This window comes from Aeromonas sp. FL131 (assembly GCF_049860615.1).
Taxonomy (GTDB): domain Bacteria; phylum Pseudomonadota; class Gammaproteobacteria; order Enterobacterales; family Aeromonadaceae; genus Aeromonas; species Aeromonas hydrophila.
In genome coordinates this window covers 1,847,619-1,874,316 of sequence record NZ_CP187595.1, presented here as the reverse complement: position 1 = coordinate 1,874,316, position 26,698 = coordinate 1,847,619, and the positions used below count along the sequence as shown (strand labels likewise).

General features: G+C 55.3%; 36 protein-coding genes. 5 read left to right on the top strand and 31 right to left on the bottom strand.

Annotated elements, in window-relative coordinates:
- Nucleotides 1–27: 27 nt before the first annotated feature.
- From fabA to ACPW75_RS08735, 13 genes are all read right to left on the bottom strand, one after another.
- Entirely contained in the window at nucleotides 28–588 is a 561-nt protein-coding gene (gene fabA, locus ACPW75_RS08795) for a 3-hydroxyacyl-[acyl-carrier-protein] dehydratase FabA (protein WP_016350690.1), read from the bottom strand.
- 81 nt (nucleotides 589–669) lie between these two features.
- Nucleotides 670–2,649 (bottom strand): Lon protease family protein, encoded by a 1,980-nt coding sequence (locus tag ACPW75_RS08790; RefSeq protein ID WP_039213568.1) that lies wholly within the window; start codon nucleotides 2,647–2,649, stop codon nucleotides 670–672.
- A 388-nt stretch (nucleotides 2,650–3,037) separates the two neighbouring features.
- Nucleotides 3,038–3,271: a hypothetical protein gene (locus ACPW75_RS08785; protein ID WP_143239038.1), complete on the bottom strand. Its 234-nt coding sequence runs from the start codon at nucleotides 3,269–3,271 to the stop codon at nucleotides 3,038–3,040.
- Between the two features lie 13 nt (nucleotides 3,272–3,284).
- On the bottom strand, nucleotides 3,285–3,581 hold the full coding sequence (locus ACPW75_RS08780) for a hypothetical protein (protein WP_143239039.1): 297 nt from the start codon (nucleotides 3,579–3,581) through the stop codon (nucleotides 3,285–3,287).
- A gap of 49 nt (nucleotides 3,582–3,630) precedes the next feature.
- Nucleotides 3,631–3,831 (bottom strand): hypothetical protein, encoded by a 201-nt coding sequence (locus ACPW75_RS08775; protein WP_077098244.1) that lies wholly within the window; start codon nucleotides 3,829–3,831, stop codon nucleotides 3,631–3,633.
- A gap of 118 nt (nucleotides 3,832–3,949) precedes the next feature.
- The gene (locus ACPW75_RS08770; RefSeq protein ID WP_077098246.1) at nucleotides 3,950–5,095 is read right to left on the bottom strand and encodes a zonular occludens toxin domain-containing protein; all 1,146 of its coding nucleotides are present in this window, start codon (nucleotides 5,093–5,095) and stop codon (nucleotides 3,950–3,952) included.
- An 11-nt stretch (nucleotides 5,096–5,106) separates the two neighbouring features.
- Nucleotides 5,107–5,433 (bottom strand): hypothetical protein, encoded by a 327-nt coding sequence (locus ACPW75_RS08765; protein ID WP_077098249.1) that lies wholly within the window; start codon nucleotides 5,431–5,433, stop codon nucleotides 5,107–5,109.
- A gap of 5 nt (nucleotides 5,434–5,438) precedes the next feature.
- Entirely contained in the window at nucleotides 5,439–6,905 is a 1,467-nt protein-coding gene (locus tag ACPW75_RS08760; RefSeq protein ID WP_143239040.1) for a hypothetical protein, read from the bottom strand.
- Nucleotides 6,906–7,076: 171 nt separating this feature from the next.
- Nucleotides 7,077–7,289 carry a hypothetical protein gene (locus ACPW75_RS08755; RefSeq protein ID WP_019841175.1) on the bottom strand — a complete coding sequence of 71 codons (213 nt, stop codon included), beginning with the start codon at nucleotides 7,287–7,289 and terminating at the stop codon, nucleotides 7,077–7,079.
- 10 nt (nucleotides 7,290–7,299) lie between these two features.
- The gene (locus tag ACPW75_RS08750; protein ID WP_077098252.1) at nucleotides 7,300–7,548 is read right to left on the bottom strand and encodes a hypothetical protein; all 249 of its coding nucleotides are present in this window, start codon (nucleotides 7,546–7,548) and stop codon (nucleotides 7,300–7,302) included.
- A gap of 3 nt (nucleotides 7,549–7,551) precedes the next feature.
- A complete protein-coding gene (locus ACPW75_RS08745) occupies nucleotides 7,552–7,839 on the bottom strand; it encodes a hypothetical protein (RefSeq protein ID WP_077098254.1) in 288 nt (95 codons plus the stop codon).
- 63 nt (nucleotides 7,840–7,902) lie between these two features.
- Nucleotides 7,903–9,945 (bottom strand): replication endonuclease, encoded by a 2,043-nt coding sequence (locus tag ACPW75_RS08740; RefSeq protein ID WP_077098256.1) that lies wholly within the window; start codon nucleotides 9,943–9,945, stop codon nucleotides 7,903–7,905.
- Between the two features lie 85 nt (nucleotides 9,946–10,030).
- Nucleotides 10,031–10,345, bottom strand: coding sequence for a hypothetical protein (locus ACPW75_RS08735; protein ID WP_077098258.1), 315 nt, complete (start codon nucleotides 10,343–10,345; stop codon nucleotides 10,031–10,033).
- Nucleotides 10,346–10,547: 202 nt separating this feature from the next.
- Between ACPW75_RS08735 and ACPW75_RS08730 the strand changes: the two genes are divergently transcribed.
- Nucleotides 10,548–10,733 carry a hypothetical protein gene (locus tag ACPW75_RS08730; RefSeq protein ID WP_077098259.1) on the top strand — a complete coding sequence of 62 codons (186 nt, stop codon included), beginning with the start codon at nucleotides 10,548–10,550 and terminating at the stop codon, nucleotides 10,731–10,733.
- Nucleotides 10,734–11,203: 470 nt separating this feature from the next.
- On the opposite strand, the gene ACPW75_RS08725 is transcribed toward ACPW75_RS08730, so the two are convergent.
- The 11 genes from ACPW75_RS08725 to ACPW75_RS08675 form a co-directional block, all read right to left on the bottom strand.
- Nucleotides 11,204–11,437, bottom strand: a complete 234-nt coding sequence (locus ACPW75_RS08725) for a hypothetical protein (protein ID WP_143239038.1) — start codon at nucleotides 11,435–11,437, stop codon at nucleotides 11,204–11,206.
- Nucleotides 11,438–11,450: 13 nt separating this feature from the next.
- A complete protein-coding gene (locus ACPW75_RS08720; RefSeq protein ID WP_143239039.1) occupies nucleotides 11,451–11,747 on the bottom strand; it encodes a hypothetical protein in 297 nt (98 codons plus the stop codon).
- Nucleotides 11,748–11,796: 49 nt separating this feature from the next.
- Nucleotides 11,797–11,997, bottom strand: coding sequence for a hypothetical protein (locus ACPW75_RS08715; protein WP_077098244.1), 201 nt, complete (start codon nucleotides 11,995–11,997; stop codon nucleotides 11,797–11,799).
- Between the two features lie 118 nt (nucleotides 11,998–12,115).
- Nucleotides 12,116–13,261, bottom strand: a complete 1,146-nt coding sequence (locus ACPW75_RS08710) for a zonular occludens toxin domain-containing protein (protein ID WP_077098246.1) — start codon at nucleotides 13,259–13,261, stop codon at nucleotides 12,116–12,118.
- 11 nt (nucleotides 13,262–13,272) lie between these two features.
- Nucleotides 13,273–13,599, bottom strand: coding sequence for a hypothetical protein (locus ACPW75_RS08705; protein ID WP_077098249.1), 327 nt, complete (start codon nucleotides 13,597–13,599; stop codon nucleotides 13,273–13,275).
- A 5-nt stretch (nucleotides 13,600–13,604) separates the two neighbouring features.
- Nucleotides 13,605–15,071: a hypothetical protein gene (locus ACPW75_RS08700; protein WP_143239040.1), complete on the bottom strand. Its 1,467-nt coding sequence runs from the start codon at nucleotides 15,069–15,071 to the stop codon at nucleotides 13,605–13,607.
- A 171-nt stretch (nucleotides 15,072–15,242) separates the two neighbouring features.
- The gene (locus tag ACPW75_RS08695; RefSeq protein WP_019841175.1) at nucleotides 15,243–15,455 is read right to left on the bottom strand and encodes a hypothetical protein; all 213 of its coding nucleotides are present in this window, start codon (nucleotides 15,453–15,455) and stop codon (nucleotides 15,243–15,245) included.
- 10 nt (nucleotides 15,456–15,465) lie between these two features.
- Nucleotides 15,466–15,714: a hypothetical protein gene (locus ACPW75_RS08690; RefSeq protein WP_077098252.1), complete on the bottom strand. Its 249-nt coding sequence runs from the start codon at nucleotides 15,712–15,714 to the stop codon at nucleotides 15,466–15,468.
- Nucleotides 15,715–15,717: 3 nt separating this feature from the next.
- Nucleotides 15,718–16,005: a hypothetical protein gene (locus ACPW75_RS08685; RefSeq protein WP_077098254.1), complete on the bottom strand. Its 288-nt coding sequence runs from the start codon at nucleotides 16,003–16,005 to the stop codon at nucleotides 15,718–15,720.
- 63 nt (nucleotides 16,006–16,068) lie between these two features.
- Nucleotides 16,069–18,111, bottom strand: a complete 2,043-nt coding sequence (locus tag ACPW75_RS08680; protein WP_077098256.1) for a replication endonuclease — start codon at nucleotides 18,109–18,111, stop codon at nucleotides 16,069–16,071.
- A gap of 85 nt (nucleotides 18,112–18,196) precedes the next feature.
- On the bottom strand, nucleotides 18,197–18,511 hold the full coding sequence (locus ACPW75_RS08675; protein ID WP_077098258.1) for a hypothetical protein: 315 nt from the start codon (nucleotides 18,509–18,511) through the stop codon (nucleotides 18,197–18,199).
- A gap of 202 nt (nucleotides 18,512–18,713) precedes the next feature.
- On the opposite strand from ACPW75_RS08675, the gene ACPW75_RS08670 reads away from it, so the two are divergent.
- Nucleotides 18,714–18,899 carry a hypothetical protein gene (locus ACPW75_RS08670; RefSeq protein WP_077098259.1) on the top strand — a complete coding sequence of 62 codons (186 nt, stop codon included), beginning with the start codon at nucleotides 18,714–18,716 and terminating at the stop codon, nucleotides 18,897–18,899.
- 470 nt (nucleotides 18,900–19,369) lie between these two features.
- Here the strand turns inward: ACPW75_RS08670 and ACPW75_RS08665 are convergent, their stop codons facing one another.
- From ACPW75_RS08665 to ACPW75_RS08635, 7 genes are all read right to left on the bottom strand, one after another.
- The gene (locus ACPW75_RS08665) at nucleotides 19,370–19,603 is read right to left on the bottom strand and encodes a hypothetical protein (protein ID WP_143239038.1); all 234 of its coding nucleotides are present in this window, start codon (nucleotides 19,601–19,603) and stop codon (nucleotides 19,370–19,372) included.
- A gap of 13 nt (nucleotides 19,604–19,616) precedes the next feature.
- On the bottom strand, nucleotides 19,617–19,913 hold the full coding sequence (locus ACPW75_RS08660; RefSeq protein ID WP_143239039.1) for a hypothetical protein: 297 nt from the start codon (nucleotides 19,911–19,913) through the stop codon (nucleotides 19,617–19,619).
- 49 nt (nucleotides 19,914–19,962) lie between these two features.
- Nucleotides 19,963–20,163: a hypothetical protein gene (locus tag ACPW75_RS08655; protein ID WP_077098244.1), complete on the bottom strand. Its 201-nt coding sequence runs from the start codon at nucleotides 20,161–20,163 to the stop codon at nucleotides 19,963–19,965.
- A 118-nt stretch (nucleotides 20,164–20,281) separates the two neighbouring features.
- Nucleotides 20,282–21,427: a zonular occludens toxin domain-containing protein gene (locus ACPW75_RS08650; protein WP_077098246.1), complete on the bottom strand. Its 1,146-nt coding sequence runs from the start codon at nucleotides 21,425–21,427 to the stop codon at nucleotides 20,282–20,284.
- Nucleotides 21,428–21,438: 11 nt separating this feature from the next.
- Nucleotides 21,439–21,765, bottom strand: a complete 327-nt coding sequence (locus ACPW75_RS08645) for a hypothetical protein (protein ID WP_077098249.1) — start codon at nucleotides 21,763–21,765, stop codon at nucleotides 21,439–21,441.
- A gap of 5 nt (nucleotides 21,766–21,770) precedes the next feature.
- Entirely contained in the window at nucleotides 21,771–23,237 is a 1,467-nt protein-coding gene (locus ACPW75_RS08640; RefSeq protein ID WP_143239040.1) for a hypothetical protein, read from the bottom strand.
- A 171-nt stretch (nucleotides 23,238–23,408) separates the two neighbouring features.
- The gene (locus ACPW75_RS08635) at nucleotides 23,409–23,621 is read right to left on the bottom strand and encodes a hypothetical protein (protein WP_019841175.1); all 213 of its coding nucleotides are present in this window, start codon (nucleotides 23,619–23,621) and stop codon (nucleotides 23,409–23,411) included.
- A 190-nt stretch (nucleotides 23,622–23,811) separates the two neighbouring features.
- Between ACPW75_RS08635 and ACPW75_RS08630 the strand changes: the two genes are divergently transcribed.
- The 3 genes from ACPW75_RS08630 to istB all read left to right on the top strand — a co-directional run bounded on the left by ACPW75_RS08630 (nucleotide 23,812) and on the right by istB (nucleotide 26,643).
- Nucleotides 23,812–24,132: a hypothetical protein gene (locus ACPW75_RS08630; RefSeq protein WP_425904435.1), complete on the top strand. Its 321-nt coding sequence runs from the start codon at nucleotides 23,812–23,814 to the stop codon at nucleotides 24,130–24,132.
- A 199-nt stretch (nucleotides 24,133–24,331) separates the two neighbouring features.
- Entirely contained in the window at nucleotides 24,332–25,873 is a 1,542-nt protein-coding gene (istA, locus tag ACPW75_RS08625) for an IS21-like element ISAs29 family transposase (protein WP_001274811.1), read from the top strand.
- A gap of 14 nt (nucleotides 25,874–25,887) precedes the next feature.
- A complete protein-coding gene (gene istB, locus ACPW75_RS08620; protein WP_000194037.1) occupies nucleotides 25,888–26,643 on the top strand; it encodes an IS21-like element ISAs29 family helper ATPase IstB in 756 nt (251 codons plus the stop codon).
- Nucleotides 26,644–26,698: the final 55 nt, after the last annotated feature.

Here is a 26,698-nt window from a genome sequence, read left to right as displayed (position 1 = left end):
TTGTTCAATTCGACCTGAAGGTCAGACTTAGAATGCGGTGGTGTCCTTGAACAGACCCACTTTCAGATCGGTAGCGCTGTAGATCGGGCGACCATCCACTTCCACCACGCCATCGGCGATCCCCATCACCAGCTTGCGGTTGATGACGCGCTTGAAGGTGATCTTGTAGGTCACTTTCTTGGCGGTTGGCAGGATCTGGCCGGTGAATTTCACCTCGCCAACCCCCAGTGCACGACCCTTGCCGGGGCCACCTTTCCAGCCCAGGAAGAAACCGACCAGTTGCCACATGGCATCCAGACCGAGACAGCCAGGCATGACCGGATCACCCGGGAAGTGGCAATCGAAGAACCAGAGATCCGGCGTGATATCGAGCTCTGCCAGGATTTCTCCCTTGCCATGCTCACCACCGTTGTCATTGATCTTGACGATGCGATCCATCATCAACATGTTGGGGGCGGGCAGCTGACTGTTACCCTCACCAAACAGTTCGCCACGGCTGCAGGCGAGCAGCTCTTCACGGGTAAACGAGTCTTTGCCTTGTTCACACAGGGAAAGGCGGGCATCAATGGTGGTATTGTCTACGGTCACGCTGTTTATCCTTCAAATGGGTCAAAGCCGGGCCAATTTAGCGTACAGTTGTTCGCTAAACAACTCCGATCACTTCTTTTCTCACCGTCCGAACACTCGACCAAGCAGGCGGCGCAGCACGCCACCCTTGATGACGTCGGTGCCGTTGAGCTCATCCAGCCGCTGCTGGATCCGGCCGAACAGGGTATCCGGCATATCCGGCTCACCGGCAACACAGCCAGTCAGCAGCTCGATGGCCTCTTCCACATGATCCACCGGATGGATATGGAATTGGCCGGCTTCGACGGCTGCAATCACCTCATCGGACAGGTTGAGCTGCTGGGCATTGGTGCCGGGCAGCAGGATCCCCTGTTTGCCGGTGAGACCGTGGATCTTGCACACCCGGAAGAAGCCTTCAATCTTCTCGTTGACGCCGCCGACGGCCTGCACATTGCCGAACTGATCGACCGCGCCGGTCACCGCAAAGTGCTGGTAGATGGGCTGGCGGGCGAGGGCAGAGAGCAGGGCACACAGGCCGGTCAACGAGGCGCTGTCACCATCGATTTCGTGATAGGACTGCTCGAACACCAGGTTGGCCGACAGCGGGGAAGGGTTCTCGGCCCCAAACTTGTTGGAGAGATAACCGTGGATGATCATCATCGCCTTGGCGTGGATATGACCCGCCAGCTCCGCTTTGCGCTCGATGTCCGCCACATCGCCATCACCCAGATGCACTGTGGCGGTGAGGCGCACCGGCTCGCCGAAATCATAGGGATGCCCTGAGACCTGGATAACAGAGAGGCCGTTGATCTGGCCCACTTCCTCACCGTCGGTCTGCAGCAGGATCTGGCCGTCGATGACGCCCTGGTCGGACTGTTCGACCAGATAGTTGAGGCGGTAATCCTGCTCTTCCAGTGCACCGCGAATGTGCTCGTCGGTGACGACGTCCGCTTCCAGCTCGCGTGCCAGGCTGTCAGCCATCCGCATGATGGCAGAAAGTTGCACCTCGGAGAGCGACAGCCACTCCTGATGGTCGCACAGTCGGCTGGCGTGACGGCAAAGGGCGGCGAGGGCGGCTGGGGTGAAGTCCAGCAGCTCCCAGCGCTCGCGCAGCCAGGCCAGATACTGAAGATAATCGGGCAGATCCTCTTCAATGTTCACCTCGGAGACCAGATCTGCGCGCAGGAAGATACGCTCGGACATGTCGCGGTCCAGCATCTGGAACTCGGCCACATCGAGTCGATCGCCGACCAGGATCAGCTTGAGCTTGATGGGGGTGGCTTCCGGAGTGAAGAAGGGGGTGAGGGTCTTGCCTTCCTGATAGGCGTTCCAGTCCAGCTCGCCTTTTTGCATCGCGTTCTTGAGCTTGAACCAGAGATGGGGCTGATCCAGCAGCTCGTCCAGCTGCAAAATCAGATAGCCACCGTTGGCCTGACGCAGCAGACCCGGCTCCAGCAGGTGCTGGTTGGCATAGACCGAACCTTGCTCGGTCTGATAGTTGATGGAGCCAAACAGGGTATCCCAGTTCAAATCCCGCCCATAGATGATCGGCGCTTCCTGCTCTTCATGGTGGATCAGCAGATTGATGAGTACCGGATGCTGGAATTCGAGCCCTTGAGCCACGTGCGCCGCGAGATCGGAGAGGAAGTCATCGATCTTGGGATCGTTGTTCTGTTTGCGCATGATGCGGGTGACCAGGCGCTCGGCATCCAGATGATGGCTCATCAGCTTGAGCAATTCACCGACCATTTCACAGAACTCGAAGCCGGTGCCGGGTTGCAGGCGCAGCCAGATGGGCTTGAACGGGTTGTTCAGATTTTCGGTGTAGCAGAGATCGAACAGGTCTCCATCCTTGCCGTTGGAGGCGGCGATCAGCGTTTGGCAAACGCCTTCATAATCCACCCCGGGAAAACCGTTGAGCAGCATGACCGGGCAGTCGCCATCAAAGCTGGCGAGACGCTTGATGCCGGAAATGGCTCTGGGTTGCAAGGCGGCAAAAGGAATGGGTTCGAGTTCGCTGAGGGCAGGAAACTGTTCAATCGAAAAAACAGGTTTTAATTGTTCTGATGTTAATTCAGCCACTTAAGACATCCGGTCGGAGATAGGATCAATTGTTGCCATTATACACAGTTCAATAGGTGGTGACAGGAAACAAGATAGTTAATTTAACATAATATACATTATGCGCGGTGACGGGACAATCTATCGTGGCCAGCGCATCGAGAGGCTGCCGGCGCAGAGCGTTATGCCGATAACTAGCTTTATCGGCATCAGAGATAATGGGTTGCCCTGTTGAGCATTTGCGGGCGCTGCGGCGCTCACCGGCATCTGGTTCTGATCGCCTCAACTGCCGGTTTTGCAGGAATGGGAGGTTTCCACCTCACAGCAGCATTCCAAAGAAGTTTCGGCGGGCTCACCGACGTCACGACAATCGGCATCTGTGAGCCGCCTTATAGGGCTTCGCCCTGACTCATTGACCATCAGCCAGCTTACGAGCTGCGGCCTTGGCACGACGTCTGGCACGGGCACGATCTTCACTCCACCCGGCGATACAGGCAACCCCCAACAAGAGCGCCCAACCCAAGGGCAGCGATACAACCACCACGAAAATGAAGTACCACGTGGTGATCGGGTATCCGAACTGATGGGCACCAAGCAGCAGGCCCAAGAAGACCAGCACGGCAAATGCTTTGGTTAAGTCCATGATTGGCATCATTTCACCTCTTGGTGTCAAAGCTGGGTGGCGTTATAGGGTGCTGATAGCACCAAGCTGTAACGTGCTTGATTTTCTTCATATCGATCTGACGTAACAGCCACTCCGAATTGACCGAGTGCTCGGCGAACTGAAATTCAGCGGCATGCCAGACCACGATCTTGCGCCCTGGCTCTGGGCGTTGTGTGAGGGGCTGCCAGTCATAAACCAACCCGCCGCCAGCAGGACGATCCACATGATTTCTGTGATCGGTTATCACTGCCCTCACCTGTTCCAAACACCCTTCGGGGACGCGCACCATGGTCGTGGCCTCTCCCTTGGGTCGTCCGGCGCCTTCTCGAACCCCGCCCCTAGACATAGAAAGACTCCCTGATCAGTTTCTTGACCTGAACCACTGTAAAGCCTTCTGGGACTGGCAATTCGGCGATATCCGCGCCTTCGTTACTCACATCAACCCGCGTGTCTCCCTTGAACCAAGAGAAATCATTCCCTGTCTCAGAGCAAAACCCCTCCAGTATTCCGCTGGCGTACTCGAAATTGACCTTCACCATTTTCCCCTCTCCTTTTTGAATTCCGTTTACATCATTCATTGTAGGCAAACACACTGAATTTCGCTCACTAAATTCAAACGTGGAGACGATCAAATTCGCTCATGCAATTGCTCGCGCATCAGAATACATCGGTGCTTGCCTTGGCGACTTCGGTCGGGATTTCACTCCGGTCCGGAGAGGAGACACGCGGCTTGGCGTTCCGTTCCCGAAACAGCATCTTGGTATCGCCCTTCTCGGCCAGGACACCGGAGGGCTTGAGAGTGAGAGTCCAGCCAAGATCCAGCAGGTCGACCTGTCTCCAGACTTCGAGAACGTTGTCCGACTTGTCCCAGACCTCCACGTTGAAGTCGACGAGGTTGCCGTCCACGGTGAGGAGATAGGTCAAGGCGATACGGTTCTCCCCCACCGAATCAAGAAAGAAATCGCCCTGCGGCTTGGGTCTGGATTTGGGCTTGGGAGCCGCACCATCCGGCGTACCGTTCTGCGGCGTTCCAGGCTCGACTTGCTCTTGCTTCGGAGACTCCGGTTTCTCAACAACCGGGTCGCTGAATCCGGTCATGATGAAGTACATGCCGATGCAGGATGCCACCAGAGAGATCCCAGCCAGCGGCATGCCAATCCGGAATTTCCACCCCTTGAGAACGTTCGCCCGGTCATCGGAATACGTCCCCATGTTGTTGTCGTCGGCGGTGGTCGAGGCGTAGGAGCCGAAATACTTGGTTTCGTATGATCGGATACCAGATTGCACCTTGGTGAACTCCACCTGGGTGCGCCTGCCGCTTGAGATGAGCGAGCCGTTGTAGGATGTCCATGAGTACCGGTTCTCTTGCCCGATGGCGTCCAGCTTCATGAACGTCAGCTTGCGGTTGCAGCGGAATCGCCAAATGGAGTGCAGGTCGTTGAGGTTCTGCCCCATGCCAATGATGTCGATACCGCGGTGCCGGTGCTCCGAGATAAAGTCGGTGATGTCGTCTGCCATGCGGCGCTGGGCTGCCCGCCAATACTTGTGAATTTCGTCGACAACAATCAGCTCTTTGTCTTGGGCTACCTCATGAACCCGCAGCACTTCGTCATCCGTCATCTCTATCAGCAGATCACGGCAAACGTCCTCCGGTATCTCGGCCAGCGCGGCAATCTGAGCATGGTTCAGGCCATTGATACGCGCCCTGACACGCCTGCCCAGTTTGAGCGCGGGTATGATGACGAAGACCAGCGCCTCGTAACTCTTGCCGGAGCCCGGCATACCCTCGTGGAAGATAAACATGACCAGTCACCTTACCACTGGAAGAGGGTCGCGAACTTGCGCACAATCCGGAACAGAAACGCCGAACTGAACACCGCTACCGAATAGGAAAATCCGGTCTTGTCGAGGAAATACATCACTTGGTCAGGCAGCCCCAAGAATAAGTCATTGAGGCTATATGCCAATATATCAGGCATGGGTATCATGCCAATAACGGTACGCATCGCCGCAAGTATTAACTCTAACGTATTCAGCAGGAAATCGTTCACGAACTGGATGATTGCCAAAACAATCGACAATATCCATTGCGCAAAGCTGTTTATTATTTCCCAAAGCCAATTAGTGAATTCGCCCAACATGATATTTACTCCAGTGCGTATCTGACTGCGAAGAATGTCGATGCAACAATTACCACGCTCTTGATTATGCGCAGAATGACATCCATGTTTGTTTCACAAAACGAATATTGAACTTGGCCGCCACCGAATGAGCCGACACCGGGCAAATTTGCCGTTGGAATATCAAGGGTGAATTCTGGGCACTTGCCGCCATTCACGTTCACATGAAAGAAGCCGCTCACACCTGAATATAACGGAAGCTCTTTCATCTTATTCGCATGGTTCTGCAAGACGGTCGCGTAATTACGTTCCGCCCAGTTGTTGGGGTTCTCATTGATGGTCGCCGGGTCTGCATCAATGGTGGTTGCCACTGGCGGGAAATCCTCCCCTTCGTCCTGCTTCTCGATGGCATCCTTGATCGCGTCCAGCTTATCACCGAGCGAGGCGTTGCCGTCCTTGATGGCGTTGGCGGTCTGCATCTGGCCGATACTGGCCCCAGCGTTGCCCACGGACGCCGAGTCCTTGATAGCCGCCTGAATGTCTCGCCCTACCCCCTCAATCACCTTGCCGGTTGCTGCGCTCTGCTGCGCACTGGCCTTGATTTGGGCATTACCGACTTCGGCTATCTTGTCGACCACATTATTCAGATTGGCCGTGCCGGTTGATGGCTGTATCGGGTTCGCCGTAGCGCTGCTGGCGGCGTTCTGGAGCTGGGTCTGAGCGTTAGCCGTGCCCTGTGACGTAGTAGGCCCATCAACGTTACCAGAGACCGTTTCGTTGCCATCCTCGCCACTGACTTGAAGCGGACAGTTCTGCCCTGTGAACTTGATAACGCCCTGATAGACGTTCGGATTCTGCAAGGAGTTAATCGACGCACCAACGGACACCACGGAGCACTGGCCATAACAGGAAAGCTGTGACGAGCCAATATTGCCCGAGAAGAATGTAACGAGTGCGCCTGGAGCGCCAAGCGTGTTACCGGCAATGCCGTGGCAATATGGGCGGCAGAACTCTTTACCGGTGATGACGTTGGTTTCGAGAATAGAACCAGTCAGACATGTCAAAGGTTTTTTCTGACAAACAGTGCCATCTTTAGTCACTACAGGACCAACTAGAAAATCGGGATTACCATCAGGCGGGCAATAAGCAGTGGGGCCACCCTGCGTATTAAGAACAAGCGCAGTCTGTGAGCAAGAGTTTGCGGGTGTGCATGATTTAAAAGTCCATTGGAAGGAAGATGCACCAGAACCACTTGCCGCCCAGTTCTGAACAAAAGTAACAGTATTATCAGGTTTTTGAGACTTTAAAAGATTCTGATAGAAAGTTGTGCATTGAGTCGGAGTCCAATCAGAACCATAAGTAGTGGTGGCGTATTTGCAAGAACCTTTATAAGCAGTGGGCGATGTAACCCATTCAGCCGCATGCGAAAGAGACATGGTGAGAAATGACACCACAAGGCTTAGGAAGAAGAAATAAAAGAACCATTTCAGCAACCTGAACGGGTTCAATATGTATCGGAGGAGCCGGAATATATCAACGGCCCTTAAACCCTTCAATGACCGCATACGCTAATACCATCCCTAGAATAACCATTATTGGTGCCCAAATCATGGGAGCCCCCTATAAGAAGAAAGGGCGGCCGAAGCCGCCCCAGTTGCTTGACCTTAACGGCTCGACACCATGGAAGAGATTTTCTTCCAACCCCAGATACCCCCGTTCAGCGACACCTTGGCCACCCCCACCGTGGCCAGGAAGGTACCCAGCGCGACGATGATCGCCAAAATGGCGGCTTGAGGGCCGGTGATGTCAAAACCGTCGGCAGCTTGAGCAGCGCCAGCAGACAGCAGCATGGCGGCAATGATGGTCATTTTTTTCATGTGATATTCCTTATCTCATTCTTACGATGGATGACGCCTTGGCATATCCCCACGCCATGAAATAGACGGTGATGATTGCCGAGAACGTCCCGCCGCACATTGCGACGAGGGTTGCTTGCCCACCGATGGTTGCTGGGTCTAACCATGCGGCCATCGTGGCAAGGTCTTGGGGCTCGACCAAGTACGTACCTTGGCACTGCGAAACCGCCGTATCGACGGCTTGCAGGAACCCATCAGCAGTGACCTGGACGCAGCGCATGGGTTACGCCTTCTTGACGTTGTTCGGGAGGGCGAACAGACGGAACCCGTTGAAACTCTTGTGCTGACCGCCTTCACCGGCATAGGAATTGTCGACGTACTCGATCTGCAGGGTGATTTTGCTGCCGACCATGCCACGCAATTCGCCGTGCTGGTTGGCTGCAACCTGTTCCTCGCTCAGAGCGACGTCGATAACCGCCGTAGGCTTGGTGGTGGTGAACTTGACGTTACCAACCTTGACGTCCTGCCCGTTGCGTTTGCGGGTGCTCAGGATGACGTCTGCTTCGTCCATGATGATTCCAGTGATTTCCATTTTTCGTTTCTCCGGTTTGATGGGATTTAAAAACCACGACACTTAATGACACGGGTCCAAGCCGCCGCCGTGCGGCTCGCACCCCAGAGGGGGCCCCGCGAGGCGCTCGGTGTCGGGATAGAGCAGCCACACACGAGACTCGTGGTCGCATATCGCGTGTAAGCGCATCTGCTCAAATTCTTCGTACTCCATGAAGGCGTAAGCCTTCTCGGCCTTGAGCACTTCAAACTGTTCGTTGATGCCTTCCATGGTTTTCTGGCAAGCGGCTTCCCACTTCTCTTTCGAGGTGATAAGCCAGTCTTTGGCGCGAGTCAGGATGAAGACCTGCGAGAACATCAACCCCATGGGGCGGTCGGATGCCATGTCGCCGAACTGGGTGCGGCCACGCGGCTTGTGCTTGAGGACGCCGTCTTCATCACAGAGCATCTGCATGGCTTCGGGGATGCCGTAGGAGACCCGCACGGTCTGGTCATTGCGACGAACCTGCACACCGCCCATGGCGCAGCAGAAGGCTTGCCAGTCCCCGGCGTTGGCGGCCATACGGACGTTCTCGAGCGCGAAATGCTGCTCGGGGGTGAGGTCTTGAAGCATCTGGTTATCCTGTTCAAGGGGTTCACGAACACGGCGAAACTCGCGCCATGCCTGTACGGACGGGCCGCCGAGCTGCTGGAACTGTCGAATTCTGTTATCAGATTTCCATGCATCCACGCGGGCAGCGGTTTCAATGGACTTGGCACGTTTACCGGCTTCGTGGTCATTGCCAACCGCAAAGCCGTCGATGTTCTTGGCCACGTACTTGGAGCAGTACGCCACAGCGTCACCCTTGCGCGGGTCGATGAATACGACCTTGAAGCGGTGCTGACGCGCACCTGGCTCATTGCCTGAATCGGCCAGCATGTAGTGACGGCAGATCTTGATATAGGTCTTGATGTCAGCCAGCGTCATGAACAGCACGGCGTGCCAGTGCGGGGTGCCGTCGTGATGCGGTTCTGCAAAGCGGAAGCCATACGGCTTGATGCCCTCTTTGTCGGCCTTCTTGCGGATGTTGTTGAAGGTCTTGACCAGCCATTGCTGGGCATCCCGGACTGAGGGCTTGCCGGCTTCCAGCCAGTTCTGGTTTTGATTTCCGTTACGGTGAACAGAGTGGAACCGGCTCGGGGTTGTGAACGTCAGGAAGATGGCGTGATGGCCTTGCTCCTTGGCGCATTTGGAGAAGCCGGACAGGCGGGCCATGAGCTCGGCACGGCGGTTCTTGAGGTTGCTGACGCTGGCGTCTACGGCGTCTTTCATGCCTACCGCGTCAAAAACATCCTCTGAATTGTGCGCAACCAAAGCCGCAAGAGTCTCGTCATTTCTGGCACGACGAAAGGCGCGGCGAGCAACAGAGAGATCAGTTGTATACGGCGCCAGTCGACCGCTGATAAGGGAGTACTCTCGGGCGGTATCGTACAGACGGCTAGCTGAAACACGACGAATACGACACCGAACCCAAGCCATATCGGCCCAGCGATTGAGCGTCGGATAGGGGTCAAGCGCCTGCTCCTCGGTGATTGTATCCACAGGACGCAGGCCGTAATGGTGAGCCAGTTCAACAACGAGTTGCAGAGCAACCACGTGAGCCCGAGTAGAAACCAGCTTGCCGGTATGGTCAGCGAACCGCTGGGCAAAGGTATCAACAAACTGGTCATCCCCAGAAAAACGGAGCACGCCGAGCTCGCCAGAAATAGACAGCCGCTGGTCAATGGTGCGTATTGCCGCGTTAGCAGCTTGTAGGCCCAATAACGCATTGCGCGATTGATAGACATGGGTGAACCATCCAATCAGAGCAGGGTGACGGAGCGCGATTTTCTCCCTGAATATCGCGCATGAAGCCGTGCCGATTGGCAGGGCGGCGAATTTGTCGGCGACAGTCTCCGGCGAGAACGGCTGACAGCGGCGCAGGTTAGCGATGCTGTTCCAGGCGGTGCTGGTGACGGGCGCAAAGTTGGGCTGAATCTCGCGGGGGGCGCATTTGGCGGCCCGCTTGGCTTGGGCCTTGTTGAACCACTCGGGCAGCGGGACTTGTTGGTTCTGGGCGATGTTCATTGGGTCACCAAGGATGCGTAGTAGGAGGCAGCGAACACGCCACACAGCAGGCTCAGCCAGCAGAATTGGATGAAGGCTTGGCGACTCATTGGGCGGCCTCGCAACTGGCGCGGGTGCAGGTGACCTGATAGCTGGCCTTGGTCTGGAAGCAGCGCGGGCAGTAGAGGTCGGGATTGAGCAGGCAGTCACGCAGCATCTTGATGGCGAGCAGCCGGTTACGACCGGAGTTGTACCGGGCCACACGCTGCTGGATGGTTTCTTTGGGCTCGTGGATTTCTTCGTCCCATTCTGGGTCGAGCTGGATGTCGCCATCCAGAATCATCAGGTCGGAACAGGCGGCGCACCCTTCACCGCCGCAGAGCTGGCAAACGTGGTATACGGGCACCTGATGGCAGGCCATCGAATCGCCCTCCCCTCTACCCAAAACGCTGTTTGCGAACCCGTGCAAAGCATCCATGATTGCCTCCGAAACCCAAAACTAACTTTCTAAGAAATCAGATATTGGGCAAATCTTGGCTTCTGATTTCTTAGATGTCAAGAAATCTCAATTCTGCGAATCAATTTTGTTAGAATTGGAGAGATAGTTCACAAGGAGTAAAACCATGCCGTCAAAGCACATCGACGACAGCACCTGGAGGAGGGTTGAGTCCGAAACCGTGAAAGCGGTGATAGCGACACGAACAAGCTTGAAGGACACCGAGATCCTGAAGCTACTAATCCTGAAGGGTCTGGAATGTATTACCGAGGACGATTACAGACAGTACCTGAAGGAGAAAGGTAGAGACTGACGTGGTCGGTTGTTTGCCTGCAAGGCCCCGCATGGATAGCGGGGTTTTTGATTTCTGGGGGTCTGGAAAGTGTCCTTCCCTCACCTCGCATAATGCGGTTTATATTCAATGCCCCCTACGGGGCCGCCTGCTGCTGGCGCAAGTTAGCAGACGGGCCGCAAGAAACATAAACCCTGTATATTATGCGCGGTGACGGGACAATCTATCGTGGCCAGCGCATCGAGAGGCTGCCGGCGCAGAGCGTTATGCCGATAACTAGCTTTATCGGCATCAGAGATAATGGGTTGCCCTGTTGAGCATTTGCGGGCGCTGCGGCGCTCACCGGCATCTGGTTCTGATCGCCTCAACTGCCGGTTTTGCAGGAATGGGAGGTTTCCACCTCACAGCAGCATTCCAAAGAAGTTTCGGCGGGCTCACCGACGTCACGACAATCGGCATCTGTGAGCCGCCTTATAGGGCTTCGCCCTGACTCATTGACCATCAGCCAGCTTACGAGCTGCGGCCTTGGCACGACGTCTGGCACGGGCACGATCTTCACTCCACCCGGCGATACAGGCAACCCCCAACAAGAGCGCCCAACCCAAGGGCAGCGATACAACCACCACGAAAATGAAGTACCACGTGGTGATCGGGTATCCGAACTGATGGGCACCAAGCAGCAGGCCCAAGAAGACCAGCACGGCAAATGCTTTGGTTAAGTCCATGATTGGCATCATTTCACCTCTTGGTGTCAAAGCTGGGTGGCGTTATAGGGTGCTGATAGCACCAAGCTGTAACGTGCTTGATTTTCTTCATATCGATCTGACGTAACAGCCACTCCGAATTGACCGAGTGCTCGGCGAACTGAAATTCAGCGGCATGCCAGACCACGATCTTGCGCCCTGGCTCTGGGCGTTGTGTGAGGGGCTGCCAGTCATAAACCAACCCGCCGCCAGCAGGACGATCCACATGATTTCTGTGATCGGTTATCACTGCCCTCACCTGTTCCAAACACCCTTCGGGGACGCGCACCATGGTCGTGGCCTCTCCCTTGGGTCGTCCGGCGCCTTCTCGAACCCCGCCCCTAGACATAGAAAGACTCCCTGATCAGTTTCTTGACCTGAACCACTGTAAAGCCTTCTGGGACTGGCAATTCGGCGATATCCGCGCCTTCGTTACTCACATCAACCCGCGTGTCTCCCTTGAACCAAGAGAAATCATTCCCTGTCTCAGAGCAAAACCCCTCCAGTATTCCGCTGGCGTACTCGAAATTGACCTTCACCATTTTCCCCTCTCCTTTTTGAATTCCGTTTACATCATTCATTGTAGGCAAACACACTGAATTTCGCTCACTAAATTCAAACGTGGAGACGATCAAATTCGCTCATGCAATTGCTCGCGCATCAGAATACATCGGTGCTTGCCTTGGCGACTTCGGTCGGGATTTCACTCCGGTCCGGAGAGGAGACACGCGGCTTGGCGTTCCGTTCCCGAAACAGCATCTTGGTATCGCCCTTCTCGGCCAGGACACCGGAGGGCTTGAGAGTGAGAGTCCAGCCAAGATCCAGCAGGTCGACCTGTCTCCAGACTTCGAGAACGTTGTCCGACTTGTCCCAGACCTCCACGTTGAAGTCGACGAGGTTGCCGTCCACGGTGAGGAGATAGGTCAAGGCGATACGGTTCTCCCCCACCGAATCAAGAAAGAAATCGCCCTGCGGCTTGGGTCTGGATTTGGGCTTGGGAGCCGCACCATCCGGCGTACCGTTCTGCGGCGTTCCAGGCTCGACTTGCTCTTGCTTCGGAGACTCCGGTTTCTCAACAACCGGGTCGCTGAATCCGGTCATGATGAAGTACATGCCGATGCAGGATGCCACCAGAGAGATCCCAGCCAGCGGCATGCCAATCCGGAATTTCCACCCCTTGAGAACGTTCGCCCGGTCATCGGAATACGTCCCCATGTTGTTGTCGTCGGCGGTGGTCGAGGCGTAGGAGCCGAAATACTTGGTTTCGTATGATCGGATACCAGATTGCACCTTGGTGAACTCCACCTGGGTGCGCCTGCCGCTTGAGATGAGCGAGCCGTTGTAGGATGTCCATGAGTACCGGTTCTCTTGCCCGATGGCGTCCAGCTTCATGAACGTCAGCTTGCGGTTGCAGCGGAATCGCCAAATGGAGTGCAGGTCGTTGAGGTTCTGCCCCATGCCAATGATGTCGATACCGCGGTGCCGGTGCTCCGAGATAAAGTCGGTGATGTCGTCTGCCATGCGGCGCTGGGCTGCCCGCCAATACTTGTGAATTTCGTCGACAACAATCAGCTCTTTGTCTTGGGCTACCTCATGAACCCGCAGCACTTCGTCATCCGTCATCTCTATCAGCAGATCACGGCAAACGTCCTCCGGTATCTCGGCCAGCGCGGCAATCTGAGCATGGTTCAGGCCATTGATACGCGCCCTGACACGCCTGCCCAGTTTGAGCGCGGGTATGATGACGAAGACCAGCGCCTCGTAACTCTTGCCGGAGCCCGGCATACCCTCGTGGAAGATAAACATGACCAGTCACCTTACCACTGGAAGAGGGTCGCGAACTTGCGCACAATCCGGAACAGAAACGCCGAACTGAACACCGCTACCGAATAGGAAAATCCGGTCTTGTCGAGGAAATACATCACTTGGTCAGGCAGCCCCAAGAATAAGTCATTGAGGCTATATGCCAATATATCAGGCATGGGTATCATGCCAATAACGGTACGCATCGCCGCAAGTATTAACTCTAACGTATTCAGCAGGAAATCGTTCACGAACTGGATGATTGCCAAAACAATCGACAATATCCATTGCGCAAAGCTGTTTATTATTTCCCAAAGCCAATTAGTGAATTCGCCCAACATGATATTTACTCCAGTGCGTATCTGACTGCGAAGAATGTCGATGCAACAATTACCACGCTCTTGATTATGCGCAGAATGACATCCATGTTTGTTTCACAAAACGAATATTGAACTTGGCCGCCACCGAATGAGCCGACACCGGGCAAATTTGCCGTTGGAATATCAAGGGTGAATTCTGGGCACTTGCCGCCATTCACGTTCACATGAAAGAAGCCGCTCACACCTGAATATAACGGAAGCTCTTTCATCTTATTCGCATGGTTCTGCAAGACGGTCGCGTAATTACGTTCCGCCCAGTTGTTGGGGTTCTCATTGATGGTCGCCGGGTCTGCATCAATGGTGGTTGCCACTGGCGGGAAATCCTCCCCTTCGTCCTGCTTCTCGATGGCATCCTTGATCGCGTCCAGCTTATCACCGAGCGAGGCGTTGCCGTCCTTGATGGCGTTGGCGGTCTGCATCTGGCCGATACTGGCCCCAGCGTTGCCCACGGACGCCGAGTCCTTGATAGCCGCCTGAATGTCTCGCCCTACCCCCTCAATCACCTTGCCGGTTGCTGCGCTCTGCTGCGCACTGGCCTTGATTTGGGCATTACCGACTTCGGCTATCTTGTCGACCACATTATTCAGATTGGCCGTGCCGGTTGATGGCTGTATCGGGTTCGCCGTAGCGCTGCTGGCGGCGTTCTGGAGCTGGGTCTGAGCGTTAGCCGTGCCCTGTGACGTAGTAGGCCCATCAACGTTACCAGAGACCGTTTCGTTGCCATCCTCGCCACTGACTTGAAGCGGACAGTTCTGCCCTGTGAACTTGATAACGCCCTGATAGACGTTCGGATTCTGCAAGGAGTTAATCGACGCACCAACGGACACCACGGAGCACTGGCCATAACAGGAAAGCTGTGACGAGCCAATATTGCCCGAGAAGAATGTAACGAGTGCGCCTGGAGCGCCAAGCGTGTTACCGGCAATGCCGTGGCAATATGGGCGGCAGAACTCTTTACCGGTGATGACGTTGGTTTCGAGAATAGAACCAGTCAGACATGTCAAAGGTTTTTTCTGACAAACAGTGCCATCTTTAGTCACTACAGGACCAACTAGAAAATCGGGATTACCATCAGGCGGGCAATAAGCAGTGGGGCCACCCTGCGTATTAAGAACAAGCGCAGTCTGTGAGCAAGAGTTTGCGGGTGTGCATGATTTAAAAGTCCATTGGAAGGAAGATGCACCAGAACCACTTGCCGCCCAGTTCTGAACAAAAGTAACAGTATTATCAGGTTTTTGAGACTTTAAAAGATTCTGATAGAAAGTTGTGCATTGAGTCGGAGTCCAATCAGAACCATAAGTAGTGGTGGCGTATTTGCAAGAACCTTTATAAGCAGTGGGCGATGTAACCCATTCAGCCGCATGCGAAAGAGACATGGTGAGAAATGACACCACAAGGCTTAGGAAGAAGAAATAAAAGAACCATTTCAGCAACCTGAACGGGTTCAATATGTATCGGAGGAGCCGGAATATATCAACGGCCCTTAAACCCTTCAATGACCGCATACGCTAATACCATCCCTAGAATAACCATTATTGGTGCCCAAATCATGGGAGCCCCCTATAAGAAGAAAGGGCGGCCGAAGCCGCCCCAGTTGCTTGACCTTAACGGCTCGACACCATGGAAGAGATTTTCTTCCAACCCCAGATACCCCCGTTCAGCGACACCTTGGCCACCCCCACCGTGGCCAGGAAGGTACCCAGCGCGACGATGATCGCCAAAATGGCGGCTTGAGGGCCGGTGATGTCAAAACCGTCGGCAGCTTGAGCAGCGCCAGCAGACAGCAGCATGGCGGCAATGATGGTCATTTTTTTCATGTGATATTCCTTATCTCATTCTTACGATGGATGACGCCTTGGCATATCCCCACGCCATGAAATAGACGGTGATGATTGCCGAGAACGTCCCGCCGCACATTGCGACGAGGGTTGCTTGCCCACCGATGGTTGCTGGGTCTAACCATGCGGCCATCGTGGCAAGGTCTTGGGGCTCGACCAAGTACGTACCTTGGCACTGCGAAACCGCCGTATCGACGGCTTGCAGGAACCCATCAGCAGTGACCTGGACGCAGCGCATGGGTTACGCCTTCTTGACGTTGTTCGGGAGGGCGAACAGACGGAACCCGTTGAAACTCTTGTGCTGACCGCCTTCACCGGCATAGGAATTGTCGACGTACTCGATCTGCAGGGTGATTTTGCTGCCGACCATGCCACGCAATTCGCCGTGCTGGTTGGCTGCAACCTGTTCCTCGCTCAGAGCGACGTCGATAACCGCCGTAGGCTTGGTGGTGGTGAACTTGACGTTACCAACCTTGACGTCCTGCCCGTTGCGTTTGCGGGTGCTCAGGATGACGTCTGCTTCGTCCATGATGATTCCAGTGATTTCCATTTTTCGTTTCTCCGGTTTGATGGGATTTAAAAACCACGACACTTAATGACACGGGTCCAAGCCGCCGCCGTGCGGCTCGCACCCCAGAGGGGGCCCCGCGAGGCGCTCGGTGTCGGGATAGAGCAGCCACACACGAGACTCGTGGTCGCATATCGCGTGTAAGCGCATCTGCTCAAATTCTTCGTACTCCATGAAGGCGTAAGCCTTCTCGGCCTTGAGCACTTCAAACTGTTCGTTGATGCCTTCCATGGTTTTCTGGCAAGCGGCTTCCCACTTCTCTTTCGAGGTGATAAGCCAGTCTTTGGCGCGAGTCAGGATGAAGACCTGCGAGAACATCAACCCCATGGGGCGGTCGGATGCCATGTCGCCGAACTGGGTGCGGCCACGCGGCTTGTGCTTGAGGACGCCGTCTTCATCACAGAGCATCTGCATGGCTTCGGGGATGCCGTAGGAGACCCGCACGGTCTGGTCATTGCGACGAACCTGCACACCGCCCATGGCGCAGCAGAAGGCTTGCCAGTCCCCGGCGTTGGCGGCCATACGGACGTTCTCGAGCGCGAAATGCTGCTCGGGGGTGAGGTCTTGAAGCATCTGGTTATCCTGTTCAAGGGGTTCACGAACACGGCGAAACTCGCGCCATGCCTGTACGGACGGGCCGCCGAGCTGCTGGAACTGTCGAATTCTGTTATCAGATTTCCATGCATCCACGCGGGCAGCGGTTTCAATGGACTTGGCACGTTTACCGGCTTCGTGGTCATTGCCAACCGCAAAGCCGTCGATGTTCTTGGCCACGTACTTGGAGCAGTACGCCACAGCGTCACCCTTGCGCGGGTCGATGAATACGACCTTGAAGCGGTGCTGACGCGCACCTGGCTCATTGCCTGAATCGGCCAGCATGTAGTGACGGCAGATCTTGATATAGGTCTTGATGTCAGCCAGCGTCATGAACAGCACGGCGTGCCAGTGCGGGGTGCCGTCGTGATGCGGTTCTGCAAAGCGGAAGCCATACGGCTTGATGCCCTCTTTGTCGGCCTTCTTGCGGATGTTGTTGAAGGTCTTGACCAGCCATTGCTGGGCATCCCGGACTGAGGGCTTGCCGGCTTCCAGCCAGTTCTGGTTTTGATTTCCGTTACGGTGAACAGAGTGGAACCGGCTCGGGGTTGTGAACGTCAGGAAGATGGCGTGATGGCCTTGCTCCTTGGCGCATTTGGAGAAGCCGGACAGGCGGGCCATGAGCTCGGCACGGCGGTTCTTGAGGTTGCTGACGCTGGCGTCTACGGCGTCTTTCATGCCTACCGCGTCAAAAACATCCTCTGAATTGTGCGCAACCAAAGCCGCAAGAGTCTCGTCATTTCTGGCACGACGAAAGGCGCGGCGAGCAACAGAGAGATCAGTTGTATACGGCGCCAGTCGACCGCTGATAAGGGAGTACTCTCGGGCGGTATCGTACAGACGGCTAGCTGAAACACGACGAATACGACACCGAACCCAAGCCATATCGGCCCAGCGATTGAGCGTCGGATAGGGGTCAAGCGCCTGCTCCTCGGTGATTGTATCCACAGGACGCAGGCCGTAATGGTGAGCCAGTTCAACAACGAGTTGCAGAGCAACCACGTGAGCCCGAGTAGAAACCAGCTTGCCGGTATGGTCAGCGAACCGCTGGGCAAAGGTATCAACAAACTGGTCATCCCCAGAAAAACGGAGCACGCCGAGCTCGCCAGAAATAGACAGCCGCTGGTCAATGGTGCGTATTGCCGCGTTAGCAGCTTGTAGGCCCAATAACGCATTGCGCGATTGATAGACATGGGTGAACCATCCAATCAGAGCAGGGTGACGGAGCGCGATTTTCTCCCTGAATATCGCGCATGAAGCCGTGCCGATTGGCAGGGCGGCGAATTTGTCGGCGACAGTCTCCGGCGAGAACGGCTGACAGCGGCGCAGGTTAGCGATGCTGTTCCAGGCGGTGCTGGTGACGGGCGCAAAGTTGGGCTGAATCTCGCGGGGGGCGCATTTGGCGGCCCGCTTGGCTTGGGCCTTGTTGAACCACTCGGGCAGCGGGACTTGTTGGTTCTGGGCGATGTTCATTGGGTCACCAAGGATGCGTAGTAGGAGGCAGCGAACACGCCACACAGCAGGCTCAGCCAGCAGAATTGGATGAAGGCTTGGCGACTCATTGGGCGGCCTCGCAACTGGCGCGGGTGCAGGTGACCTGATAGCTGGCCTTGGTCTGGAAGCAGCGCGGGCAGTAGAGGTCGGGATTGAGCAGGCAGTCACGCAGCATCTTGATGGCGAGCAGCCGGTTACGACCGGAGTTGTACCGGGCCACACGCTGCTGGATGGTTTCTTTGGGCTCGTGGATTTCTTCGTCCCATTCTGGGTCGAGCTGGATGTCGCCATCCAGAATCATCAGGTCGGAACAGGCGGCGCACCCTTCACCGCCGCAGAGCTGGCAAACGTGGTATACGGGCACCTGATGGCAGGCCATCGAATCGCCCTCCCCTCTACCCAAAACGCTGTTTGCGAACCCGTGCAAAGCATCCATGATTGCCTCCGAAACCCAAAACTAACTTTCTAAGAAATCAGATATTGGGCAAATCTTGGCTTCTGATTTCTTAGATGTCAAGAAATCTCAATTCTGCGAATCAATTTTGTTAGAATTGGAGAGATAGTTCACAAGGAGTAAAACCATGCCGTCAAAGCACATCGACGACAGCACCTGGAGGAGGGTTGAGTCCGAAACCGTGAAAGCGGTGATAGCGACACGAACAAGCTTGAAGGACACCGAGATCCTGAAGCTACTAATCCTGAAGGGTCTGGAATGTATTACCGAGGACGATTACAGACAGTACCTGAAGGAGAAAGGTAGAGACTGACGTGGTCGGTTGTTTGCCTGCAAGGCCCCGCATGGATAGCGGGGTTTTTGATTTCTGGGGGTCTGGAAAGTGTCCTTCCCTCACCTCGCATAATGCGGTTTATATTCAATGCCCCCTACGGGGCCGCCTGCTGCTGGCGCAAGTTAGCAGACGGGCCGCAAGAAACATAAACCCTGTATATTATGCGCGGTGACGGGACAATCTATCGTGGCCAGCGCATCGAGAGGCTGCCGGCGCAGAGCGTTATGCCGATAACTAGCTTTATCGGCATCAGAGATAATGGGTTGCCCTGTTGAGCATTTGCGGGCGCTGCGGCGCTCACCGGCATCTGGTTCTGATCGCCTCAACTGCCGGTTTTGCAGGAATGGGAGGTTTCCACCTCACAGCAGCATTCCAAAGAAGTTTCGGCGGGCTCACCGACGTCACGACAATCGGCATCTGTGAGCCGCCTTATAGGGCTTCGCCCTGACTCATTGACCATCAGCCAGCTTACGAGCTGCGGCCTTGGCACGACGTCTGGCACGGGCACGATCTTCACTCCACCCGGCGATACAGGCAACCCCCAACAAGAGCGCCCAACCCAAGGGCAGCGATACAACCACCACGAAAATGAAGTACCACGTGGTGATCGGGTATCCGAACTGATGGGCACCAAGCAGCAGGCCCAAGAAGACCAGCACGGCAAATGCTTTGGTTAAGTCCATGATTGGCATCATTTCACCTCTTGGTGTCAAAGCTGGGTGGCGTTATAGGGTGCTGATAGCACCAAGCTGTAACGTGCTTGATTTTCTTCATATCGATCTGACGTAACAGCCACTCCGAATTGACCGAGTGCTCGGCGAACTGAAATTCAGCGGCATGCCAGACCACGATCTTGCGCCCTGGCTCTGGGCGTTGTGTGAGGGGCTGCCAGTCATAAACCAACCCGCCGCCAGCAGGACGATCCACATGATTTCTGTGATCGGTTATCACTGCCCTCACCTGTTCCAAACACCCTTCGGGGACGCGCACCATGGTCGTGGCCTCTCCCTTGGGTCGTCCGGCGCCTTCTCGAACCCCGCCCCTAGACATAGAAAGACTCCCTGATCAGTTTCTTGACCTGAACCACTGTAAAGCCTTCTGGGACTGGCAATTCGGCGATATCCGCGCCTTCGTTACTCACATCAACCCGCGTGTCTCCCTTGAACCAAGAGAAATCATTCCCTGTCTCAGAGCAAAACCCCTCCAGTATTCCGCTGGCGTACTCGAAATTGACCTTCACCATTTTCCCCTCTCCTTTTTGAATTCCGTTTACATCATTCATTGTAGGCAAACACACTGAATTTCGCTCACTAAATTCAAACGTGGAGACGATCAAATTCGCTCATGCAATTGCTCGCGCATCAGAATACATCGGTGCTTGCCTTGGCGACTTCGGTCGGGATTTCACTCCGGTCCGGAGAGGAGACACGCGGCTTGGCGTTCCGTTCCCGAAACAGCATCTTGGTATCGCCCTTCTCGGCCAGGACACCGGAGGGCTTGAGAGTGAGAGTCCAGCCAAGATCCAGCAGGTCGACCTGTCTCCAGACTTCGAGAACGTTGTCCGACTTGTCCCAGACCTCCACGTTGAAGTCGACGAGGTTGCCGTCCACGGTGAGGAGATAGGTCAAGGCGATACGGTTCTCCCCCACCGAATCAAGAAAGAAATCGCCCTGCGGCTTGGGTCTGGATTTGGGCTTGGGAGCCGCACCATCCGGCGTACCGTTCTGCGGCGTTCCAGGCTCGACTTGCTCTTGCTTCGGAGACTCCGGTTTCTCAACAACCGGGTCGCTGAATCCGGTCATGATGAAGTACATGCCGATGCAGGATGCCACCAGAGAGATCCCAGCCAGCGGCATGCCAATCCGGAATTTCCACCCCTTGAGAACGTTCGCCCGGTCATCGGAATACGTCCCCATGTTGTTGTCGTCGGCGGTGGTCGAGGCGTAGGAGCCGAAATACTTGGTTTCGTATGATCGGATACCAGATTGCACCTTGGTGAACTCCACCTGGGTGCGCCTGCCGCTTGAGATGAGCGAGCCGTTGTAGGATGTCCATGAGTACCGGTTCTCTTGCCCGATGGCGTCCAGCTTCATGAACGTCAGCTTGCGGTTGCAGCGGAATCGCCAAATGGAGTGCAGGTCGTTGAGGTTCTGCCCCATGCCAATGATGTCGATACCGCGGTGCCGGTGCTCCGAGATAAAGTCGGTGATGTCGTCTGCCATGCGGCGCTGGGCTGCCCGCCAATACTTGTGAATTTCGTCGACAACAATCAGCTCTTTGTCTTGGGCTACCTCATGAACCCGCAGCACTTCGTCATCCGTCATCTCTATCAGCAGATCACGGCAAACGTCCTCCGGTATCTCGGCCAGCGCGGCAATCTGAGCATGGTTCAGGCCATTGATACGCGCCCTGACACGCCTGCCCAGTTTGAGCGCGGGTATGATGACGAAGACCAGCGCCTCGTAACTCTTGCCGGAGCCCGGCATACCCTCGTGGAAGATAAACATGACCAGTCACCTTACCACTGGAAGAGGGTCGCGAACTTGCGCACAATCCGGAACAGAAACGCCGAACTGAACACCGCTACCGAATAGGAAAATCCGGTCTTGTCGAGGAAATACATCACTTGGTCAGGCAGCCCCAAGAATAAGTCATTGAGGCTATATGCCAATATATCAGGCATGGGTATCATGCCAATAACGGTACGCATCGCCGCAAGTATTAACTCTAACGTATTCAGCAGGAAATCGTTCACGAACTGGATGATTGCCAAAACAATCGACAATATCCATTGCGCAAAGCTGTTTATTATTTCCCAAAGCCAATTAGTGAATTCGCCCAACATGATATTTACTCCAGTGCGTATCTGACTGCGAAGAATGTCGATGCAACAATTACCACGCTCTTGATTATGCGCAGAATGACATCCATGTTTGTTTCACAAAACGAATATTGAACTTGGCCGCCACCGAATGAGCCGACACCGGGCAAATTTGCCGTTGGAATATCAAGGGTGAATTCTGGGCACTTGCCGCCATTCACGTTCACATGAAAGAAGCCGCTCACACCTGAATATAACGGAAGCTCTTTCATCTTATTCGCATGGTTCTGCAAGACGGTCGCGTAATTACGTTCCGCCCAGTTGTTGGGGTTCTCATTGATGGTCGCCGGGTCTGCATCAATGGTGGTTGCCACTGGCGGGAAATCCTCCCCTTCGTCCTGCTTCTCGATGGCATCCTTGATCGCGTCCAGCTTATCACCGAGCGAGGCGTTGCCGTCCTTGATGGCGTTGGCGGTCTGCATCTGGCCGATACTGGCCCCAGCGTTGCCCACGGACGCCGAGTCCTTGATAGCCGCCTGAATGTCTCGCCCTACCCCCTCAATCACCTTGCCGGTTGCTGCGCTCTGCTGCGCACTGGCCTTGATTTGGGCATTACCGACTTCGGCTATCTTGTCGACCACATTATTCAGATTGGCCGTGCCGGTTGATGGCTGTATCGGGTTCGCCGTAGCGCTGCTGGCGGCGTTCTGGAGCTGGGTCTGAGCGTTAGCCGTGCCCTGTGACGTAGTAGGCCCATCAACGTTACCAGAGACCGTTTCGTTGCCATCCTCGCCACTGACTTGAAGCGGACAGTTCTGCCCTGTGAACTTGATAACGCCCTGATAGACGTTCGGATTCTGCAAGGAGTTAATCGACGCACCAACGGACACCACGGAGCACTGGCCATAACAGGAAAGCTGTGACGAGCCAATATTGCCCGAGAAGAATGTAACGAGTGCGCCTGGAGCGCCAAGCGTGTTACCGGCAATGCCGTGGCAATATGGGCGGCAGAACTCTTTACCGGTGATGACGTTGGTTTCGAGAATAGAACCAGTCAGACATGTCAAAGGTTTTTTCTGACAAACAGTGCCATCTTTAGTCACTACAGGACCAACTAGAAAATCGGGATTACCATCAGGCGGGCAATAAGCAGTGGGGCCACCCTGCGTATTAAGAACAAGCGCAGTCTGTGAGCAAGAGTTTGCGGGTGTGCATGATTTAAAAGTCCATTGGAAGGAAGATGCACCAGAACCACTTGCCGCCCAGTTCTGAACAAAAGTAACAGTATTATCAGGTTTTTGAGACTTTAAAAGATTCTGATAGAAAGTTGTGCATTGAGTCGGAGTCCAATCAGAACCATAAGTAGTGGTGGCGTATTTGCAAGAACCTTTATAAGCAGTGGGCGATGTAACCCATTCAGCCGCATGCGAAAGAGACATGGTGAGAAATGACACCACAAGGCTTAGGAAGAAGAAATAAAAGAACCATTTCAGCAACCTGAACGGGTTCAATATGTATCGGAGGAGCCGGAATATATCAACGGCCCTTAAACCCTTCAATGACCGCATACGCTAATACCATCCCTAGAATAACCATTATTGGTGCCCAAATCATGGGAGCCCCCTATAAGAAGAAAGGGCGGCCGAAGCCGCCCCAGTTGCTTGACCTTAACGGCTCGACACCATGGAAGAGATTTTCTTCCAACCCCAGATACCCCCGTTCAGCGACACCTTGGCCACCCCCACCGTGGCCAGGAAGGTACCCAGCGCGACGATGATCGCCAAAATGGCGGCTTGAGGGCCGGTGATGTCAAAACCGTCGGCAGCTTGAGCAGCGCCAGCAGACAGCAGCATGGCGGCAATGATGGTCATTTTTTTCATGTGATATTCCTTATCTCATTCTTACGATGGATGACGCCTTGGCATATCCCCACGCCATGAAATAGACGGTGATGATTGCCGAGAACGTCCCGCCGCACATTGCGACGAGGGTTGCTTGCCCACCGATGGTTGCTGGGTCTAACCATGCGGCCATCGTGGCAAGGTCTTGGGGCTCGACCAAGTACGTACCTTGGCACTGCGAAACCGCCGTATCGACGGCTTGCAGGAACCCATCAGCAGTGACCTGGACGCAGCGCATGGGTTACGCCTTCTTGACGTTGTTCGGGAGGGCGAACAGACGGAACCCGTTGAAACTCTTGTGCTGACCGCCTTCACCGGCATAGGAATTGTCGACGTACTCGATCTGCAGGGTGATTTTGCTGCCGACCATGCCACGCAATTCGCCGTGCTGGTTGGCTGCAACCTGTTCCTCGCTCAGAGCGACGTCGATAACCGCCGTAGGCTTGGTGGTGGTGAACTTGACGTTACTGCATATTCCGGCCGATCATGAACACCAATTCCGATTCAACGTGAACACCATTTCCGGACCAATGTGAACGCTCATTCCGGTTCAACCTGAACACTTCGCCCCTCCTTTCCGGAAACAGTGTTCAACATCCCGGAATCACTGTTCACATTCACCGGAATCATCCTTAACGCATTGATTTAACAACCTTTGATACGCTCTCCCTTTTGCCAGGGAAGAGCCTATGTCTGCCAAGAGGATTGCAATGCGTAAAATTCGTGAAGTACTGCGACTGCGGCTGGAAGCTGACCTCTCTGTTCGCCAAATCAGTATCTGTACCAAGGTCAGTGTCGGCTCCATCCAGAAACTCCTCAAAAGTGCCCAGGCGCTCGGCCTTACCTGGCCCTTACCTACCGAGCTTGATGATGGCCGACTGGCTGCCCTGTTCTATCCGCAGGCCGATACCACCATCTCGGCCCGCCATGTTGTGCCGGATTGGCCCTCTGTCCATCAGGAGCTCAAGCGCAAGGGGGTCTCCAAACAGCTGCTCTGGGAGGAGTACACCCAGCGCTATCCCAATAGCTGTTACAGCTACTCCCAGTTCTGTGACCGTTACAAGTCCTGGTGTCAGTTGCAAAAGCGCTCCATGCGCCAGATCCACAAGGCGGGGGAAAAGCTCTTTATCGACTACTGCGGGCCCACGGTGCCCATCGTGTCGCCGACTACGGGTGAGGTCCGTCAGGCACAAGTCTTTGTCGCCGTGCTCGGTGCGTCCAACTACACCTTTGCCGAGGCCACCTGGTCACAGTCACTGCCGGACTGGCTGCAAAGCCATGTCCGTGCCTTTGAGTTTTTCGGCGGGACACCGGCACTGCTGATCCCCGACAACCTCAAGAGCGGTGTCAGCAAGGCTTGCCGATACGATCCCGAGCTCAACCCCAGCTACCAGCAGTTGGCCGAGCACTATCAGGTGGCGGTGATGCCAGCTCGTCCTTACAAGCCCAAGGACAAGGCCAAGGCGGAGGTGGGTGTGCAGATCGTCGAGCGCTGGATCCTGGCCCGTCTACGCCATCAGACCTTCTTCTCGCTTGCCGAACTCAACCAGTGCATCCGTGCCTTGCTGAACGAACTCAACGAGCGTCCGTTCAAGCAACTGCCCGGTAACCGACGTGACGCATTTGAGCAGTTGGACCGCCCGGCACTGGGACCACTGCCGGTGCATCCCTATCGCTATGTCGCCATCAAAACGGTCAAGGTCAACATCGACTATCACGTCAGTTATGAGCAGCACCATTACTCGGTGCCACACCAGTATGTGGGTCAGCAACTGGAGCTCCATGCAGGCGACACACTGCTTCAGGTCTATCACCAGCAACAGCTGGTCGCGAGCCATCCACGTAAAACCATCCCGGGGATGAGCACGCTCCCTGAGCACATGCCGGAACGTCACAGCAAGCAGCAACGCTGGACCCCAGGGCGTCTTAAACAGTGGGCTGCTGACATCGGACCGAGCACCTTGTGCTGGGTTAGCGAACGGTTGGAAGAGAAAGCCCATGCCGAGCAGGCATACCGACTCTGCCTGGGGCTGCTGAGTCTTAGCCGGGAGTATCCGCCATCACGGGTTGAAGCCTGTTGCCAGTTGGCCAACCGGGAAGGTCTGGTGCGACTCAAACAGCTCAAGTCGGTGCTGACCAGTGGCCGCGACCAACTGCCCGCAAGCCCGCTGAGCTACCCAGAGTTACCGCAAGAGCACGAGAACATCCGTGGCCCCCAGAGCTTCCACTAAAGAGGATACGTCCCATGACCCAACAAACGCTGACCCGCTTGAGACACCTGAAACTGACCGGCATGGCGGATGCCGTGCAACAACAACTGGAACAGGCAAGTACCTACGAAGGGCTGCCCTTCATCGAGCGGCTAAGCCTGCTGGTCGAACACGAACAACTGAGCCGGGAGCAGCGTAAACAAGCTCGGCTGGTCAAGCAGGCGAGGCTCAAACTCCAGGCCACGGTGCAAGAGGTGGACTACCAGTCTGCACGCAACCTGGAGCGGTCACAGGTGGCAAACCTGGCCCAAGGAGAGTGGCTGCGCCGGGGCCAGAACCTGCTCATTACCGGCCCCTGTGGCTGCGGAAAAACCTACCTAGCCTGTGCGCTGGGCTACCAAGCCTGTCAGCAGGGGCACAGCACTCGTTACTACCGGCTGCCGCGTCTGCTACTTGAGCTGAGCCAGGCCAAGGTAGATGGCAGTTACGCCAGACTGCTGGGTCAACTGGCAAGGATAGAGCTGCTGATCCTGGATGACTGGGGACTGGAAGCGGTGAATGCCGAGCAGCGCAACGCCCTGCTGGAGATCATGGATGATCGGTACGGGAAATACTCGACGGTCGTGGTCAGTCAGCTGCCAACGGAAGAGTGGTACGCGAGCTTGGGGGACAACACTCTGGCAGATGCGATCCTGGACCGGCTGATGCACAACGCTCACCGGCTGTCACTGAAGGGAGAATCGATGAGAAAGAGGAGAAGTGAGTTGACCCAATCTGAACACTCGAGTTAGAAACGGGGTGACGTGAGCGCGTTAAGGATCAGGGTGTTCACGTTGGCCGGAATGG